The following is a 17,550-nucleotide window of genomic DNA, read 5'->3' as shown; positions in this document are numbered from 1 at the left end:
GCAATGGAATTTAGATACCAGTACTACGGCACGACCAACGTCAGTGACACGGCAGCCTCCCAATCGTTTTCATTTGCCCCCGATCTGCTCAGACAGCCCACGCGTTTTGACGGCACCTTGAAGCGCGATGGCCTCGCCTATCTGCAGGTGCGCGAGGGTCTCTCCGCGCTGCACGACGTGGTAGTGAGCGACATGCGCACGCGCGGCCGCGACAAGTCCGCCTACTGCCAATGGCTGGCCGAGCACGAGTCACAGTTGCTTGCGGGCTTCATGGCTGATACCGGCAGCGCCGAGGAGCGCGCCAAGGAAATCCGCACCGAGCTCAAGACCATCTACGCGAGCAAATCCAAGGCGCTGAGTCCGTTCTACAAGGCGCAGCGCAAATACTTCGACTGGCTGTACCAGAACAACCGCGACCTCTGGTATGTACTCGATCCGGTGATCACTGTGCACCCGGACCGGCTGCTGTTTGAGGCGTTCAGCCAGGATGAATCGAGCTACTGCTCGGTCAGCATCCAACATGCCGCGTTCGAGCATGCGGGCGAGATGCAGTGCGGTACGACCAACATCGACTACTCAGCAAGCCTCTACGAAGAGTTCCAGAAGATCCGCAACTACAAGGACACGCGGCTGCAGCTCGATCCCTCGGGCTTTGACGTGCAGACCGGCGACGACCCCGGCCTGCGCGAGGAAAAGATCGATCTGCCCGACAGCTGGCTGCGCGGCTTTCTGCAGGTATCGAGCGCGATGGCGCTGCCCGCAACCGTGATCGATCTGCATGCGATGGATCTGTTCAACATCTGCGCGCAACTGCGCGGCCAGCGCGAGAAGCACGGCCCGCGTTCCATGCGCTTCGAGCTGCGCCCGAACACCGCGCCGGTCATCGTGTTCGAGCCATGGGAAAAGCGCTTGGTCACCAAGCGCTCGCAGGTGGTGGGCGAGCCGCTCACCTATGGCAAGACGATACGCATGTGGGGACGCCGCAGGCTGCTTACGCTGGAGCGTTTGATCTCGCAGGCCACGCGTGTGCGCGTGCATCTGCTTGGCACGGGCATGCCGAGCTTCTGGGTGATCGATATGGGGCTGGTCACCGTGACGCTTGGCCTGTCAGGCTGGAGCGCGAACGACTGGGCCGCCAGCGCGCGCTTTCATCTGCTCGCACCGCAGGCCGATGTGAAGGATGCGGACATCAAGGCGGTGGGCAACCACCTGCAGTCACGCTGGCAGGCCACGGCGCAGGAACTGGCTGCAGCGACAGGCCTGTCAGCCGCGCAGGTGCATGCGGCGATGACCAACTGGATGCACGCGGGCCGCGCGGTCTACGACTTGTCGGCCGAGCGCTATGCATGGCGCGAGCTGCTGCGTGAGCCGCTCACCGCCGATCAGGTGCTGGTGCCCGCATCGCCCGAGGAAGAGGCCGCGCTCACATTGATCCGTGAGCACAAGGTGCCGATGCCGTCGCTTGACTATGCTGAGGGCCACACCCGCATCCGCGGAAAGATCGCTCGTGGTAATGACGCGAAGCGTTATTTTGAAACCCAGTTGGAATTGAACGCCGACGAGCAGATGACTGATGCGACCTGCACCTGCAATCATTTCCAGCAGCACAAGCTCTACCAAGGCCCGTGCCAGCACATCGTGGCGCTGCGCCTGATGGCCCAGCCCGAACTCGACGCGACGCGCACGCACGCCAAGCGCGTTGGCGAAGCGACCAACGACAAGACAACCACGAGCCCGGGAGAAATCGCGTGAGGATGAACGTTTTTTTCACCCATTGTTCTTTGGTTTCCACTAAACTCTTTTCTTCCGGAGCAACGCGCAGGCTCTTGCAATCCGGGCGGTGTATCGCCGCCCTTGTGAACTGCCGTTTCATGCACCACGGGCGCCGTTTTCACTGTGCCACCCCAGCGACGGTAGTGCATTTCCTGAGTGGCTTGCCACAAGCGAAACTGCACTACCGTCGCGGGGTGGCGTCGAGCGAACAGCTCCCGTCCCGTGAGCCTTACAGGCTCTTCGACGAGATGCACGTTGCTCCGGATTTTTCTTTTCCCCCTTCCTCTTTTTTGTCTGTTTGTTCTTCACGAAGCCTTGCGGCTTCGGTTGGTCGGTCGTGCGGGGGCGACAATACAGCCCGTGATACTTTGTTGCGCGGACTTGCCGTACCGGAGTACTGTCTGCGCCCGCGACGCCGCGTCTCAGGGGCTGTCTTGTCGTTGTGGCTGTTGATTCGTACGCTCGCTGCGCTTCGTGGTTCAGCCGTTGAAATCCGGATTCATTCACGTTCTTTGGTTGGAGGTATTGCATGAGCAATCCTCAACCTACCCGTGCGGAAATCTACGAGCGCATTTCGCAGTCGAGCAAGCAGGAAGTCATTCTTGAGGAAATGCAGCGGCTGGGGTTCTGGGCCAAGGACTCGGGCCAGCCGCAGTTGGCCGAGGAGCTGATCCGGCGCGAGGGTGAGTTGCAGCGCGAGTTGTCCGAGCTGCACAAGCAACTGGCGGTGCGCCGCGATCCCGAGCGGGCGCTGCGCGAGATGCGCAAGCAGCGCATGAAGGACGCGCGCGACAAGCGCGAGGTGACCAAGCGCGCGCAGGCGCAGCAGCGTTATGAGAAGGCGCTGGCGTGGCATGACAAGCGTGCCACGCATGTGGGTTATCTGGGTCCGGGTGTTTCGGCTTCGCTGCAGGATGCCGATGAGCCCATAGCGCAGAGCGACAAGAAACCAAAGCGCGCCCGTGATCGCGCGGTGCCAGATCTCACGCGGCTTGCGGTCAACGGCCTGCCCGCGTTGACGAGCGCCGCGCAGCTCGCGCAGTCTATGGGCGTGAGCGTGGCGGAACTGCGGTTCCTGAGCTTTCACCGCGAGGTGGCGCGCTCGCACCATTACCACTCGTTCACTCTGCCCAAGAAAACGGGTGGCGAGCGCCTGATCTCCGCGCCCATGCCGCGTTTGAAGCGTGCGCAGTATTGGGTGCTCGACAACGTGCTCGCGAAGATGCCCGCGCATGATGCGGCGCACGGTTTTCTCGCCGGCCGCTCGATCATCAGCAACGCCAAACCGCATGCGGGGCAGGACGTGGTGATCAATCTCGATGTGAAGGATTTTTTCCCGAGCATCGCCTTTGGCCGCATCAAGGGAGTATTCCGCCAGCTTGGCTACGGCGAGAAGATCGCCACCGTGTTCGCGCTGCTGTGCAGCGAAAACCGCGCGCAGGTCTGGCAGGTGGATGGCGAGAAATTGTTCGTCGGCGGCAAGGCGCGGGAGCGCGTATTGCCGCAGGGCGCGCCGACCAGTCCCATGCTCACCAACCTGCTGTGCCGCCGCATGGACCGCCGTCTGCAGGGCCTCGCCGCTCAGCTCGGTTTTGTCTACACGCGTTATGCCGACGACCTCACGTTCTCCGCATCCGGTGAAGCCGCACACGACAACGTCGGCCGCCTGCTTGGCCGCGTGCGCTGGATTCTGCGCGACGAAGGCTTCACGCCGCACCCCGACAAGGAACGCGTGATGCGCAAGGGCCGCAGGCAGGAGGTGACCGGTTTGGTCGTCAACGGTGACACCCCCAGCGTCTCCCGCGAAACCCGCAGACGCCTGCGCGCCGCACTGCACCGCGCATCTCAACCGGGCGCCGCAGCCAAACCCGCACACTGGGAAGGCCATGCAGCGCAGCCATCGCAACTACTGGGCCTCGCCACCTTCGTGCACCAGATCGACGCCAGGCAAGGCAAGCCCTTGCTGGCGAGCGCACAGCAACTCATGCGCAACCCCATCGACCGAGCCAATGACGCGCTACTCGCTGCCAGTCGCGCAGATCGTGCAACGACCACCAACGCAGGAGACTTCCGCCGTCTCTCCGCCGCCGGACACCCGCCCGTGCGCGCCGACGGAAAAACCTGGTGGCAACCCGCCGAGCCCAGCGCCCCTGTGCTCGAAAAAACCGACCAACAACGCCGCGAAGACCGCAAGGCCGCCCGCCAATCCGCGCAACCGCAACCGCAACTGCAACTGCAACCGCAAACCGGCGGCAACGCCAACGGGACCGCGCGCACGTCGCAATCAGGAAATCGTCAGCAGAACGCATCACAGACCGCGCCGCAGTCCGACCCGCCAAAGGAACGCGGCACCCGCAACATGATGGTCTACTGGGCCCAGATCGCCATCACCTTCTTCCTGGGATCGATCCTGCACAACCGCCTGATCACTATCTTCGCCATGGTCGCCGTCATCGCGCTGTACTACATGCGCAAGCAACGCTGGGACGTGTTCATGGGGATTCTGGTGGTGGCTACGCTGTTGGGGTATCTGGTGCGTGGGGTGGGGTGAGGGGCGGGAATTGCATGAGGGAGGCAGAGCTCATGCAGACTTCAGGCCCGTATCCATGGATGGCAGCAGTCGGCCAGAAGCCGTCGTTGCTGGCTGCAGGGAAGGTCTGCAGCGGCAACGGTCTTTGCTGCAGATCAATTGGCTGACAGGTATGCTCACGACCGGATTCAGACAACATGCAGAAGCGACAACGGGAGATGCTATGAAGAAGGGGGCAGCCGCGGAGGTTCCGACCGGCGAGCAATTGGAGGCTATAAAGCGGGCCGCCATCGTGGCCATGTTTGCCGACGATGAACTGATGGACGTCTTGGTGCTCAAGGGTGGCAACGCGATGGACATCGTTCACCAAGTCAATTCCAGAGCTTCGGTGGACTTGGACTTCTCTATGAAGGACGACCTGGATCACGAGGCTGTCCTTCCAAACCTCCAGCGGGCGCTGGAAGCCACCTTCGATCTGCAGAGCTACCTTGCGTTCGACATCAAACTGTCGGTTCGGCCAGGGCGAATGCCTGACGAGCTAGCGTCGTTTTGGGGTGGGTATCTCGTCGAGTTCAAACTGATCTCGAATAGGCGGGCCAGCGAGGTGGGACGGGATCTTGCACAGATGCGCCGCGAGGCCATCCGACTAGGCGAAGGCCCGAAGTTCACCATTGACATCAGCCGGCACGAGTATGTGGAGCACAAGGAAGCCCACGAACTCGATGGCTACACGATCTACGTCTATTCCCCTGCAATGATCGTGTGCGAGAAGCTGCGTGCCATCTGCCAACAGATGCCGGAGTACGGACAAATTATTCAACGCTCAAACCTGGGGAATCAGCGCGCTCGCGACTTCATCGACATTGAGGCCCTGGTCAGGAAGTTCGGCATCGACTTGTCGGCAGAGGAGTCGCAACAGATGGTCATGCAGATGTTTGCCGCCAAGCGTGTTCCGCTCTTGTTCTTGGCGAACATCCCGGAGACAAGAGACTTCCACGCCCTAGGGTACGAGGAGGTTCGAGCGGCGATGAAGCCTGGTGTACAGGTCGGACCCTTCGACCACTATTTCGACTTTGTGGTGAGGGAGGTCAAGAAGCTAGAAGCCTTCTGGAACGAATAAGCGCCAGCGACTGCTATAGGCGGTCTTGCCCATGTTGTGGGTGAGGTAGAAGTCCCGCTCCATTGGAAGCCGTCGGAATAGCTCGACTACGGTCGGCTTGTAGGCGGCGCGTTCCAAGTAGTAGCCAATCGCCTGGTGGTACGGGTAGCCAAAGGCCATCCGCTTCAACATGGCTTGCATGGCGTTTACTGAGAGCTTTGTCTTCGCGTTCTCGAAGGCCTTGGCAACCTCGAAGACTCCCCCTGCATAGAAGGGGCGAACGACGACGTCAATCATCGTCCGTTCCAGTGAGGTATAGCGAAGATTCAGCGGCCGGGAGCCGCCCCAGTTCACCTCGCCAGCGGTCACGCCGAGGTTGCCCTGATAGGCGCTCTCCAGCATCACCACTCGAACCTGCTCTTTGGTCAGTTCAAGCTCGTTCTTGGATGCCCTCGGAGGATGACTGAACGCAGTGTCAATGGCCGACTGATCATACAGCTCGTTTGCCTCTCGGCCGAATGCCGAACCGCTCGACTTCTCCTTGGTGAAGTAGATCGTCTTGGGCACTTGTTCGGTAAGGCCGTGAACCCGTAGCGCGGTGTAGTGGCTGAGGTAACTGCCCTCGACCAGTCCAAGAAGCGTCTCCAGAATCGGCACTTCACCCCACGTGTACCCAGAAACATGCCGCTGCGGGAAGCGATAGCTGACTGATCGAAGGTCGGTCTTCTCGGTCATGAAGCGCACGAACGCGGTGAGCGACATGCTCTTGGCCAGGCGCCAAAACTCGCGCTTCTGGTTGAAGACCTCTGCGACATCACGCAACCGCAAGATGGACGACCCCTGCGAGAACTCCTTAAGGATGTCTGGTTTCGCGATCTGGATCCGTGAAATCATCGATCAACCTCCGTGCTACTAGGCATATATGCCTAGTAGCATAAATTTATTATCATACGCTGTCAAGAAAATAAGCTTCGATAAATCATTCACTTAACCCCATTCCTGCACTTGACATACCTAAAAAAAGATTTATAATTAATGGGCATATATGCCCATTAATTCATTAATCACGCTAATGCTCTGCAAGTTGTTGATTCTTCGTGCCTTCTGCGAAGCTGCAATATGTATGATATGCTAGTAAGCATATATGCTTACTAGCACGAATAGGAATTGAAAATCGCGCACACAACGCAGTCCCATGACAGCCCCGTGTCCTACCCAGGGCGTGACCTCCATCCGGTGCCTCATCCCACGGGTCTCGTAGTACAGCGTCCCCCTGGGGGAGTGCTGGGCGCTTACGGGCAAACAGCTAAAAACTAGGTTGTCTGGCGCCGAGTTCAGCGCGCCCGGCATCATGAGCAGCCCATGCTCGCTCTTGATGTTGTCCAGGGCTGTCGATGCGCTCGCGGTCAACGTCGCCCGGTATACGTGCGAGCATCTACGCTGTATCGAAGCTTATGACCGCAATGGGTCGAGGCTGTGTGAAAACGCGAAAAGGTCACATTTTCGGGAGTGGCAAAACCATTCCCGACAGCGTGATCGTCGATCCTAGATCGATCTGAGAGGTCGAGTTTTCAGCTTGACCGCACACGATGGTGTTTTCACACAGCCTCGGTCGTGAACCGTCGTTCCTCGTGATTGATGCTAATGTAAAAATCCAGCGCTGACTCAAGGGACGGCGTGCGTCTTTGCTGAAATCGGTCTGCCGCTCAGTGTGTGGTGAAACGGCACGAGACCCCCACTCCCTCACGAAGTAGAGGGAGCAACAAGCACGAGCGCAGCGAAGTGCCGAAAATACCTCTTCAGGCCACTTCTGCGGCAAGCTGTTTGAACGGAGCGACGCAGTCGCGAAGAGAGTTTTGCCGCATGACTTCAAAGCGCATTTTTGGTGACTTTTTGGGCAAGACCAAAAAGTTACTGCCCGCCGGGGGCAGTCCCGGCCTCTGTCGTCAACCGCTCAGCAGAAGCAAAAATCACAGGACAGCAATAGCCGCCTGCTTCCAAGCCTGAGCAGCCGCCTCCTCATCATTACGATGCTCGGCGAGTTCAGCCAAGAATCGCCAGGCACTCCCCCGCAATTTCTTGTCAGCCAACTTAGGCGCAGCCTGAGTGAACAGCTGCTGCGCCTTCCCCCACAACTCTCGATGCAGACAAGCCACCGCTGACAGATACTGCAGACGTGCATCACGCGGGTCGGCCTGTTGCGCGCTTTCTATGCGGGCGAGCCAGGTGGCGTCGATGCCGCTCAGGTTGGCTTCGAGCACTTCGATCAGTTTGAATGCCTGATGTTGCGAGAGCGACTGGTTCGGGTCGACCATGCGTTCCCATACCGGCAGCAGCCAGTGGCGCACCTGCGCCGGGTCGCCGTCGAGCTGGGACAAGCGCTGGGCGGCGTGGATCGACAGCTCGGGCATGGCGCGTTCGCTCGGGTCCAGCGACATCCAGGCGCTCTGCAACTGGGTGGGATCGTGGGCGTCGTTGATCAGTTCGATGGCGAGGCTGCGCACGATGCTCTCGGCGGCGGCGGGTGAAAAAGCGCGGTGCTTGCCGAGCAGGCGTGCAGTGTCGAGTGCTTCACCGGTGAGATGTGCCATGCGCGAGGCTTTGAGCTTGGCGCGCAGGGCCAGTGTGCGACGTGCGGCACCGGCGGACAGGGTGGACATGCGATCAAGTGCGGCGTTGGCGTCACGCTCGTCGAGCGACCAGCGGGCTGCGCGCAGCTGTGCGCCTTCACGCAGTTCCTGCTCGGAGGTGGAGGCATTGGGCGGAATGGCGTCAAGCGCCTGCTGCAGATGCGTCTCGCGCGTGGTGCGGTCCTGCAGCGCGTGCGAGCTTTCGGCGGCGACGATGTGGGCTAGCGTGCGCAGTTGCTTGCCGTGCGGGATCGGAAGGGATTGCGACAGATCGTTTTCCTGAGCGATGGAGGTCTCTGCCGCCTTGCGCGCACGCAGGAATCGACCGGCTAGCAGTTGCGACATGGCGTCGAGCAGCGAGGCGTGCATTGCACGTTCCTTTTGCTGCAGACGCCAGCGGCGTGCGCGGCGCGGCAGGCGCAGCAGGGCGGCGGTGCCGCGCAGAGCGCCGTACACAATCGCAAAAGCGCTGAACAAAATCAGCAGCACCGCGTTGAGGGACAGATCCACACGGTAGGGGGGCCAGAACAGGGTCACCGTGCCCTGGTTGTTGCCTGCGAACAGGGCAACCGCCACGGCGACGCCAAACAGGGCCAGTAGCCAGAGAGCTGCGCGCATCGATCAGGGCCTTCCGTTCATCGTCATCTTCGTCGTCGTCATCATCGGCCCGCCGCAGCGGTGGTCAGCGCCGCAAAGGTTTCGTCTAGGCGCGGCAGCTCCATGCCCTGCATGTTGTTCTGCAGCTCCGAGATGGTTTCGATGGCGCGGCGCGTGTAGCGCGAATCGGGTTCGAAATACTTGACCAGCGCGGTCTTGGCGTTGGCGAGGTCCAAACGTGCGGAGTCAAGGCGGCGCGAGAGGATGCCCAAGCGCGCGTTCATCAGCGAGAGCTTGAGGTTCTCGCGCAGGAAATACGCTTGCTGGGGCGCGATCAGCACGGCATCAGGCTGATCGATGCGGCTCACGCGCACAAGGCCACGGGCTTCGGCGGCAATGGCTTCCCAGGTGGTGTTGAGCACGGTTTTCCAGCGCGGCTCGTCGGCGTCGGGCGGGGGGGCGGCTGCTTCGGCGGCGTTGCGCGAATTGGCGTTGCGCTGGCGCATGGTCGAGGCCTGCACCACGGCGTTGAGCAGCGGGATCTCGTCGACCTGGCGCGTGAGATCGTCCACGCGGCCGAGCAGGCCCGAGGTGTCGGTCACGGCGGACTTGCCGATGCGGTCGATGTCATGCGCGATGGCGCGTTGCACCGGGGCGAGGCGCGGCTGCGCGGCGCGTTCGATGCGCTGGTCGGCGCTCTTGAGCGCGGCGACCACGGGCTCGAGGCTACCTGTGAGCTGCGACTGCTGCAGCGCCAGGCGCAGGCCGGATTCGATGTCGACCACCAGATTCTCGTCGCGCGAACGCGAGAGGCTTTGCATCAGCTCCTCGAGCTGGGTGCGCTGCAGGGCGACCTCGCTTACTCGGGATTCGGCCACGGTGAGGCGGGCCGAGGTGTCGCGCGCCACGTCTGAGGCCTCGCGGGCCATGGTGCGGGCCTCGATGGCCTGCGCGCCGGAGTCGGCGGTCTGGCGGGCGAGCTGTTCCTGGATGTTGGAGAGCTTCTGCCACAGCATGAAGCTGCTCGCGAGACCGGCGATGGCGACCGCGCCCACGATGGTGACCAGCAGGCGCGACCCGCCCGCAGCAGCTGCGTGGACGGCAGCAACTGGGGGAGCCGGCGCTGCATACGCGGCGGCGGGAGCTGGAGCCGGGGCTGGCGCAGGGACCGACGCCCGGGGCACCGCGCCCGGCGCGTCCGGTGTGTCTTCGTGGATGGTGTGTTGGGGCTCGAGGCTCATACCGTTGATTTTATAGAGGCCGTCACGTCCTGCAGTGTAGGGCGGCACTCACTTACGTGGCCAAACCCTACGGCGCGCGCTGCTTCGGCGATGCGCGGGTGCGTGACCAGCGCGCAAGCCTTGTCCCAGCTGGTTTGTGGCATTTCCCGCATCAGATTCTGGATGGCTTCGGAACTGCTGAAAAACCACACTGTACCGTCCGACGCCGCACGCCGAGCAAGGTCTTTGGCGCTGGAGTCGAGCCGCGAGCCCGTTCTTTCGTAGGCCGCGACGAATTCCGTCTCGCCTCCGGCAGCCGCAATCTGCGCGGCTAGCCAGTCGCGGCCGTTGCCGCCCTTGGTCAGCGGGGAGTTGGCTCCGCGCACGATCAGCACCCGCTTGCCGGGGCCGATCTGCGGGGCGACGGCGAGCCACAGGCTCTCCGAATCGAACTGGCTCGATTCCGCCGCCGGGCCGTCGATCAGCGATGCGGCCACACCCGCCTGCACCAGCGCGCGCGCCGTGCCGGGGCCGGGGGACCAGAAGCGGGGCAAGTTTGTAGCGTTTGCGAGTTGCACGCCATCGGCCAGGAACTCGGCTGCCGCGTTGCCGCTGACGAACATCAGCGCATGAAAGTTTTTCAGCCGGGCACGGGCCGTGGAGAGTTCGGCCTGCAATTGCGGATCGCGCACGGCGGTGATGGACAGCAGTGGCAGGGCCTCGGCATCAATGTGCTGCGCCCGCAACTGCTCCACCCACCGCTCGGCTTCGGGCGATGGGCGGGTGATCAGAACGCGTGTCATGGCTGCTTCAGGAAGCCGTGCTGACCTTGGCGCCCGCTGCCTTGAGCTTGTCGGCCACGGCCACGCCGAGCGCGTCGGCGGATGCGAGGTCGGTGATCTGGCTCGACTCGGTGCTGGCGCGGATCAGTGCCTGCTTGCTGTCCACATCGCCCCAGGCGGCATCGAGGCGCAGGGTATTGCCCGTCCAGCGGCCATGCGCGGCCAGAGGCACCGAGCAACTGCCGCCCATGGCGCGGCTCACGGCGCGCTCGGCGGTCACGGTCAACCAGGTCTGCTGATGGGCGAGGGGGGCAAGGGCCTGCTTGAGGTCGTCGCGGCCATTGCGGATTTCGATGCCGAGCGCGCCTTGGCCGGCGGATGGCAGCATTTCTTCGGGCTCGAAGATTTGGCGGATGCGCGATTCCATGCCGAGCCGCTTGAGCCCAGCCGCAGCGAGAACGATGGCCGCGTACTGACCTTCGTCGAGCTTGCGCAGGCGGGTGTCGAGGTTGCCACGCAGAGGCTCGATTTGGAGATCGGGGCGCAGCGCTTGCAGTAGGGCTTGGCGGCGCAGGCTGGAGGTGCCGACCACCGCGCCCTGGGGCAGATCGGCGAGCGTTGCATATTGGGGGGAGACGAAGGCGTCGCGCGGATCTTCGCGCTCCATCACGCAGGCGAGTTCAAAGCCTGCGGGCAGCTCCATCGGCACGTCCTTGAGCGAATGCACGGCCAGATCGGCGCGGCCTTCTTCCAGCGCGAGTTCCAGTTCTTTCACGAACAAGCCCTTGCCGCCAACCTTGGAGAGCGTGCGGTCGAGGATCTGGTCGCCCTTGGTGGTCATGCCCAGCAGATTTGTGGCATGGCCGCCCGATTCGAGCAGGGCCTTGACATGCTCGGCCTGCCAGAGGGCGAGGCGGCTTTCGCGGGTTGCGATGACGAACGGAGTGGGCTGCGATGAATTTATTTTCATGACTTTATGTTATTGGCGCTTCTGCGTCCTTCAACACTGCTGCAGGATGCTAGCATGTTGCGTTGCAGCAGGTTACAGCCGCTCCGTACCCATTCGGGCGAAGGCGGTTTGATCTGTGTCTATGCCGCCTTCATTGTCCCAAAGTTCAGGAGTGACTTTCCGCATGTCCGCGACCGCCGCCCGCAAATCCGACGCCCCCACCAACGCTCCTACGGCCCGCAAGACCGACAAGGATCTTCCGCTTATTCAGGATATCCGTCTGCTCGGCCGCATTCTGGGCGACGCGATCCGCGAGCAGGAAGGCGTTGCCGCCTACGACCTGGTCGAGCAGATCCGCAAGCTCTCCGTGGCGTTTCGCCGCGATGCCGATCAGGAGGCGGACAAGGCGCTCAAGAAGCTGCTCAAGGGCCTGACTGGCGACCAGACGGTGAGCGTGATCCGCGCGTTCACCTATTTCAGCCATCTGGCCAATCTGGCCGAAGACCGCCACCACATTCGCCGTCGCGCCGTACACGAGCGCGCGGGCAGTGCGCAGGAGGGAAGCATCGAAGTGGCGCTCGCGCGCCTGCGCTGGGCCGGCATTGCGCCGCGCGCCGTGGCGCAGTCGCTTGCCAAAAGCTATGTGGCACCGGTGCTCACCGCCCACCCGACCGAGGTGCAGCGCAAGAGCATTCTGGATTCCGAGCGCGAGATTGCCGATCTGCTGACCGAGCGTGACGACATCCTCATGCGCGCACAGCTCTACAACAGCGCCAAGGACCCGATCACCCCGCGCGAGCTGGCCGAGAACGAATCGCACCTGCGTGCGCGCGTCGCCCAGCTCTGGCAAACGCGTTTGTTGCGCTACTCCAAGCTCACCGTGGCCGACGAGATCGAGAACGCGCTCTCGTACTACGAATACACCTTCCTGCATGAGATCCCGCGCCTGTATGCGGAGCTCGAGCGCGAGCTGGGCAACCAGCATGTGGCGAGCTTTCTGCGCATGGGCCAGTGGATCGGCGGCGACCGCGACGGCAATCCGAACGTGAGCGCTGCCACGCTAGAGCTGGCCCTGAAGCGCCAGTCCGAAGTTGCCCTGCGCCACCACCTGACCGAGGTGCACAACCTCGGCCGCGAGCTGTCGCTGTCGGCCAATCTGGTGCAGGTCTCGCCCGAGATGCTGGCGCTGGCCGACCGCTCGCCCGACACCAGCGAGCACCGCGCGGACGAGCCGTATCGCCGCGCGCTCACCGGCATCTACGCGCGCTTGGCCGCCACGCTCAAGGACCTGACCGGCGGCGATGCGGCCCGCCACGCCGTCGCGCCGCAGAACGCTTATGTGAGCGCACAGGAATTCTTGGCCGACCTGCGTGTGATCGAGTCGTCGCTGTTGTCGCACAAGGCCTCGGCGATGGCGCAGCAGCGTCTGCGTCCGCTGATCCGCGCGGTGGAGGTGTTCGGCTTTCATCTGGCGACGGTCGATTTGCGCCAGAGTTCCGACCAGCACGAGCGCGTGGTTGCCGAGCTGCTCGCCAAGGCCCGCATCACACCGGAGTATTCGTCGCTGCCCGAGAGCGAACGCCGCAAGCTGCTAATGCTGCTGCTGGCCGATGCGCGCCCGCTGCGCGTGATGGGCGCGGAGTATTCCGAGCACACGGCCGGCGAGATCGCGATCTTCGAGGCCGCGCTCAAGATGCGCGAGCTCTACGGCACCGAGGCGATCCGCCACTACATCATCAGCCACACCGAGACCGTGAGCGACATGCTCGAGGTGCTGCTGTTGCAAAAGGAAGTCGGGCTGATGCACGGCACGCTCGACCAGAACGGCCGCGCCGATCTCATCGTCGTGCCGCTGTTCGAGACCATCGAGGACCTGCGCAATGCCGCGCCCATCATGCGCGAGCTCTACGAGCTGCCGGGCTATGCGGCGCTGGTGCGCGCGAGCGGCGCGGAGCAGGACATCATGCTCGGCTACAGCGACAGCAACAAGGACGGCGGCATCTTCACCAGCAACTGGGAACTGTACCGCGCCGAGAACGCGCTGGTGACGCTGTTTGATGAACTCAACGCCAAGCAGGCCGGTGCGCCGATCCAGCTGCGCATGTTCCACGGCCGTGGCGGCACGGTGGGGCGCGGCGGTGGCCCGAGCTACCAGGCCATTCTGGCGCAGCCACCGGGCACCGTGCGCGGACAGATCCGCCTGACGGAGCAGGGGGAGGTGATCGCCTCCAAATATGCGAATCCGGAAATCGGCCGACGCAATCTGGAAACTCTGGTCGCTGCGACGCTTGAAGCCACGCTGCTGCAGCCGACCAAGCCCGCGACCAAGGCGTTTCTCGAGACCGCCGAAGAGCTTTCCAAGGCCAGCATGGGCGCCTACCGCGCGCTGGTCTACGAGACGCCGGGGTTCACCGACTATTTTTTCAGCGCCACGCCGATCCGCGAGATCGCCGAGCTCAACATCGGCTCGCGCCCCGCATCGCGCAAGGCCAATCAGAAGATCGAGGATCTGCGCGCGATTCCCTGGGGCTTCAGCTGGGGGCAGTGCCGCCTGACGCTGCCGGGCTGGTTCGGTTTCGGCTCGGCCGTGGAAGACTTCATCAAGGCACCGGGTAAAGATCCCAAGGCCCAGCTCGCGCTGCTGCAGAAGATGTACCGCCAATGGCCGTTCTTTCGCACGCTGCTCTCCAACATGGACATGGTGCTGGCCAAGAGCGACATGCAGCTGGCCTCGCGCTATAGCGAACTGGTGGCCGACGCGCGTCTGCGCAAGAAGGTGTTCGGATCGATTGAGGCCGAGTGGCATCGCACGTCCGACGCGCTGGTGCGCATCACCGGCGACAAGCAGCGATTGGCGCACAATTCAGCCCTTGCGCGTTCGATTCGCCACCGCTTCCCGTACATCGATCCGCTGCATCACTTGCAGGTCGAGTTGATTCGCCGCTGGCGTCTGGGTCAGGTCGATGATCGCGTGAAAACGGGTATCCAGATTTCCATCAACGGCATCGCAGCGGCGCTGCGCAATACCGGCTGATCCACAGCATCGTCCGCAGCTGTTTGTTGGAGTGAGTTCAGTAGGGTGATCATGCAGTTGTCGGGACGAGATTTTGCGCAGCGTGGCTGGCTGTATCGGCTGCGCGGACAGGAAGCGTCGCTCTACGCACTGCGTGTGCTGGTGGCGCTTGGCGGCGCGATGGGGTGGTGCTGGAGTACGGGCCACATGCCGTGGCTGGTGCCGCTGTTCCTTGGCGTGATCGCCAGCGCACTTGCCGAGACAGACGACAACTGGCGCGGCCGACTGCGCACGCTGCTGATCACGCTGGCGGGCTTTGCGCTGGTGTCGTTCAGCATCGAGACGGTCGTCCATTCGCCCACGCTGTTTGCACTCGCGCTGTGCGGCGTCGCGTTCGCATTCACCATGCTCGGCGCGGTGGGCGAGCGGTATCGCGCGGTCTCCACCGCGTCGGTGATTCTTGCGCTCTACACGGCGATGAGCGTGGGCGCGTCGCAGCAGACGATTCCGCATCTTGTGCCTGTGCTTCTGCTGATCGGTGCGGCCTGGTATGGCCTGCTCTCGGTGCTCTGGAAGATGGCGTTTGCGCTGCGGCCACTGCGCATGGGGCTGGCGCAGCTCTATGCGGAACTCAGCGACTACATGCAGCTCAAGGCCAGCCTGTTCGAGCCGGTGCGCGGCCTCGATGTGCAGCAGCGGCGCATCGGCCTTGCGCAGGCGAATGGTCGCGTGGTGGCGGTGCTCAACGTGATGAAGGAGCGCCTGCTCAGCCGCATGCAGGTAGGCAAGATACCGCATGGCGAGCTGCTGCATTTCCTGAACCTGTACTTTATTGCGCAGGACATCCACGAGCGCGTGAGTTCCTCGCACTATCACTACAACGACTGGGCCGACGAACTGTTCCACAGCGACGTGTTGTTCCGCTGCCAGCGCGTGCTGGGTCTGCAGGGCGTGACCTGCGCGCGCCTGGCCGAGGCGTTGCGTGCGCGCAAGCCGTTCCGGCGCGGCGTTGAGGTGGCGCATGCCATTGTCGATCTTGAGGACGCGATTGCGTATCTCGAGCAGCAGGGCCGCACGCAGTGGATCAGGCCGCTGCGCTCACTGCGCGCGCTGTCGCGCAATCTCACCACGCTGGATGCGCAGCTCACGCTCGCCACCGGCCCGCTCAACACCGCGCTGCTCGGCGACGTGACGTTGTTCGATGCCTCGGCGCGCAGCTTTGCCGATGCATGGGCGCGCATCGCCAAACAGCTGCATCTGAACTCGCCGCTGCTGCGCCATGCGGTGCGCCTGTCGGCCGCGCTCGCCGCCGGTTGCGTGGCCATGCAGCTCACTGATCCGAAGCACGGCCACTGGATTTTGCTGACCACGCTGTTCGTCTGTCAGGCGACGTACGGCGCGACCATCACCCGCGTGGTCGAGCGCATCGCGGGCACGGCGCTGGGGCTGCTCGTCGGTTGGGCGTTGCTCAAGCTGTTTCCGGGTCTTGCCATGCAGGCGCTGATCGCAGTGTGCGCGGGCGTGGTGTTCTTCATCACGCGCACCCAGCGCTATGTGATCGGTACGGCGGCCATCACGCTGATGGTGCTGATGTGCTTCAACCAGACCACCGGCGCGGCCTACGAGCTGATCGCGCCACGCCTGATCGACACGCTGATCGGCGGCGTGATCTCGGCCATCGCCATGCTGCTGGTGCTGCCCGACTGGCAGGGCCGCCGCATGAACGCCGTCGCCGCCAATGCAGTGGCCGCAAGCGCCGCCTATCTGCGCGAAATCCTCTCGCAGTACACCGATGGCAAGGACGACGACCTCGACTACCGCGTCGCCCGCCGCAATGCGCACGACGCCGATGCAGCACTCTCGCGCGCGCTGCATCAGCTCATGCAGGAGCCGCACTGGGCGCGCCGCAACGTGCTCTGGGGCCAGCGCATACTGGTGCTCTCGCACACGCTGCTCAACTACATCTCGGCTCTCGGCGCGCATCGCGGCAAGCTCGAAGGCGCGGCGCAGGACGGCTTGCTGATGTCCTCGGGCGAGATGGCCGTGAAGGAGTTCCACGCCATCGCCACGGCCCTGCGCGCACAAGGCCAGTTCGAGCCCGGCCTGCCGGATTCAGCCACTTGCGACGCGGCGGCCAACGCCCTGGAAGAACACGCTGAATCGACCCCGGAATCGCTGCGCGCGCTGCTCAACCAACTGGCCCTCATCTGCCGCCAGATCGCACCGCTACGCCATGTGGCGGGAGAGTTGGCAAGGGTTGCGAAAAAGTAGCTGGCACGCGGTGGTTTGTGCGTAAAGTGTCGCTTCGTTCCATCGACCAACGCGATCCACACATGACCACCTCTGCGACACATTCCCTCGTCAACGTCCGCGCCATGACCCAGCAGGACCACGACGCCTGGCTCCCGCTCTGGAAGGGCTACAACGCCTTCTACGGCCGCGAAGGCGCGACCGCCCTGCCGGATGAGGTCACCCGCGTGCTCTGGTCACGCCTGTTCAACCCCATCGAACCCGTCTTCGCCGCAGTCGCGGAAATCGATGGTCGCGTGGTCGGTCTCGTGCACTACCTCTACCACCGCAGCACCACTCGCATCGAGCCGGTCTGCTACCTGCAGGACCTGTTCACCGAACCCAAGCTGCGCGGCAAGGGCGTGGGCAGGGCGCTGATCCACCACGTCTACGAACAAGCCCAACTCGCCGGCGCAAGCCGCGTGTACTGGCAGACGCACACCGCCAACACCGCAGGCCGCACCTTGTACGACAAGGTTGCATCGCATCTGGGGTTCATCGTCTACAGCAAGGACATCGAACCCAACTGAACCAGCAGGATTGGAGTTCAGCGGACTTCCAGCAGCGGGCCGACGAAGCGCGCAGGGCGTTGGAACTCCCACCCAAACGGCAAGACAGCCCTTGAGACGAGGCGTCGCCGACGCAGACAGTACTCTCGTACGGCAAGG

11 protein-coding genes are annotated in these 17,550 nt (G+C 63.2%); 6 read left to right on the top strand and 5 right to left on the bottom strand.

Annotated features, from left to right (window positions below; all coding sequences use genetic code 11):
- The first annotated feature begins 3 nt into the window (after window positions 1-3).
- The 3 genes from G7047_RS15320 (at window position 4) to G7047_RS15310 (ending at window position 5,423) form a co-directional block, all read left to right on the top strand.
- On the top strand, window positions 4-1,752 hold the full coding sequence (locus G7047_RS15320; protein ID WP_166307061.1) for an SWIM zinc finger family protein: 1,749 nt from the start codon (window positions 4-6) through the stop codon (window positions 1,750-1,752).
- 550 nt (window positions 1,753-2,302) lie between these two features.
- On the top strand, window positions 2,303-4,324 hold the full coding sequence (locus tag G7047_RS15315; RefSeq protein ID WP_166307058.1) for a reverse transcriptase family protein: 2,022 nt from the start codon (window positions 2,303-2,305) through the stop codon (window positions 4,322-4,324).
- 202 nt (window positions 4,325-4,526) lie between these two features.
- Window positions 4,527-5,423 carry a nucleotidyl transferase AbiEii/AbiGii toxin family protein gene (locus tag G7047_RS15310; RefSeq protein ID WP_166307055.1) on the top strand — a complete coding sequence of 299 codons (897 nt, stop codon included), beginning with the start codon at window positions 4,527-4,529 and terminating at the stop codon, window positions 5,421-5,423.
- Here G7047_RS15310 and G7047_RS15305 read toward each other — a convergent pair.
- The 5 genes from G7047_RS15305 to hemC all read right to left on the bottom strand — a co-directional run bounded on the left by G7047_RS15305 (window position 5,400) and on the right by hemC (window position 11,601).
- A complete protein-coding gene (locus tag G7047_RS15305) occupies window positions 5,400-6,296 on the bottom strand; it encodes a hypothetical protein (RefSeq protein ID WP_166307052.1) in 897 nt (298 codons plus the stop codon). The two genes, G7047_RS15310 and G7047_RS15305, sit on opposite strands and share 24 nt — an antisense overlap.
- A 1,076-nt stretch (window positions 6,297-7,372) precedes the next feature.
- Entirely contained in the window at window positions 7,373-8,650 is a 1,278-nt protein-coding gene (locus G7047_RS15300) for a heme biosynthesis HemY N-terminal domain-containing protein (protein WP_166307049.1), read from the bottom strand.
- Window positions 8,651-8,691: 41 nt separating this feature from the next.
- Window positions 8,692-9,870 (bottom strand): uroporphyrinogen-III C-methyltransferase, encoded by a 1,179-nt coding sequence (locus tag G7047_RS15295; RefSeq protein WP_166307046.1) that lies wholly within the window; start codon window positions 9,868-9,870, stop codon window positions 8,692-8,694.
- Window positions 9,867-10,652 (bottom strand): uroporphyrinogen-III synthase, encoded by a 786-nt coding sequence (locus G7047_RS15290; RefSeq protein ID WP_166307044.1) that lies wholly within the window; start codon window positions 10,650-10,652, stop codon window positions 9,867-9,869. The genes G7047_RS15295 and G7047_RS15290 overlap by 4 nt, the downstream gene beginning before the upstream one ends.
- A gap of 7 nt (window positions 10,653-10,659) precedes the next feature.
- A complete protein-coding gene (hemC, locus tag G7047_RS15285) occupies window positions 10,660-11,601 on the bottom strand; it encodes a hydroxymethylbilane synthase (protein WP_166307042.1) in 942 nt (313 codons plus the stop codon).
- Window positions 11,602-11,764: 163 nt separating this feature from the next.
- On the opposite strand from hemC, the gene ppc reads away from it, so the two are divergent.
- The 3 genes from ppc to G7047_RS15270 all read left to right on the top strand — a co-directional run bounded on the left by ppc (window position 11,765) and on the right by G7047_RS15270 (window position 17,412).
- Window positions 11,765-14,614, top strand: coding sequence for a phosphoenolpyruvate carboxylase (ppc, locus tag G7047_RS15280; RefSeq protein WP_166307040.1), 2,850 nt, complete (start codon window positions 11,765-11,767; stop codon window positions 14,612-14,614).
- Between the two features lie 51 nt (window positions 14,615-14,665).
- Complete coding sequence (yccS, locus tag G7047_RS15275) at window positions 14,666-16,864, top strand: YccS family putative transporter (RefSeq protein WP_166307038.1); 2,199 nt, start codon at window positions 14,666-14,668, stop codon at window positions 16,862-16,864.
- A 62-nt stretch (window positions 16,865-16,926) separates the two neighbouring features.
- A complete protein-coding gene (locus G7047_RS15270; protein WP_166307036.1) occupies window positions 16,927-17,412 on the top strand; it encodes a GNAT family N-acetyltransferase in 486 nt (161 codons plus the stop codon).
- Window positions 17,413-17,550: the final 138 nt, after the last annotated feature.

Source organism: Diaphorobacter sp. HDW4A, from assembly GCF_011305995.1.
GTDB lineage: Bacteria > Pseudomonadota > Gammaproteobacteria > Burkholderiales > Burkholderiaceae_C > Diaphorobacter_A.
This window is presented reverse-complemented; position numbering and strand designations above follow the sequence as displayed.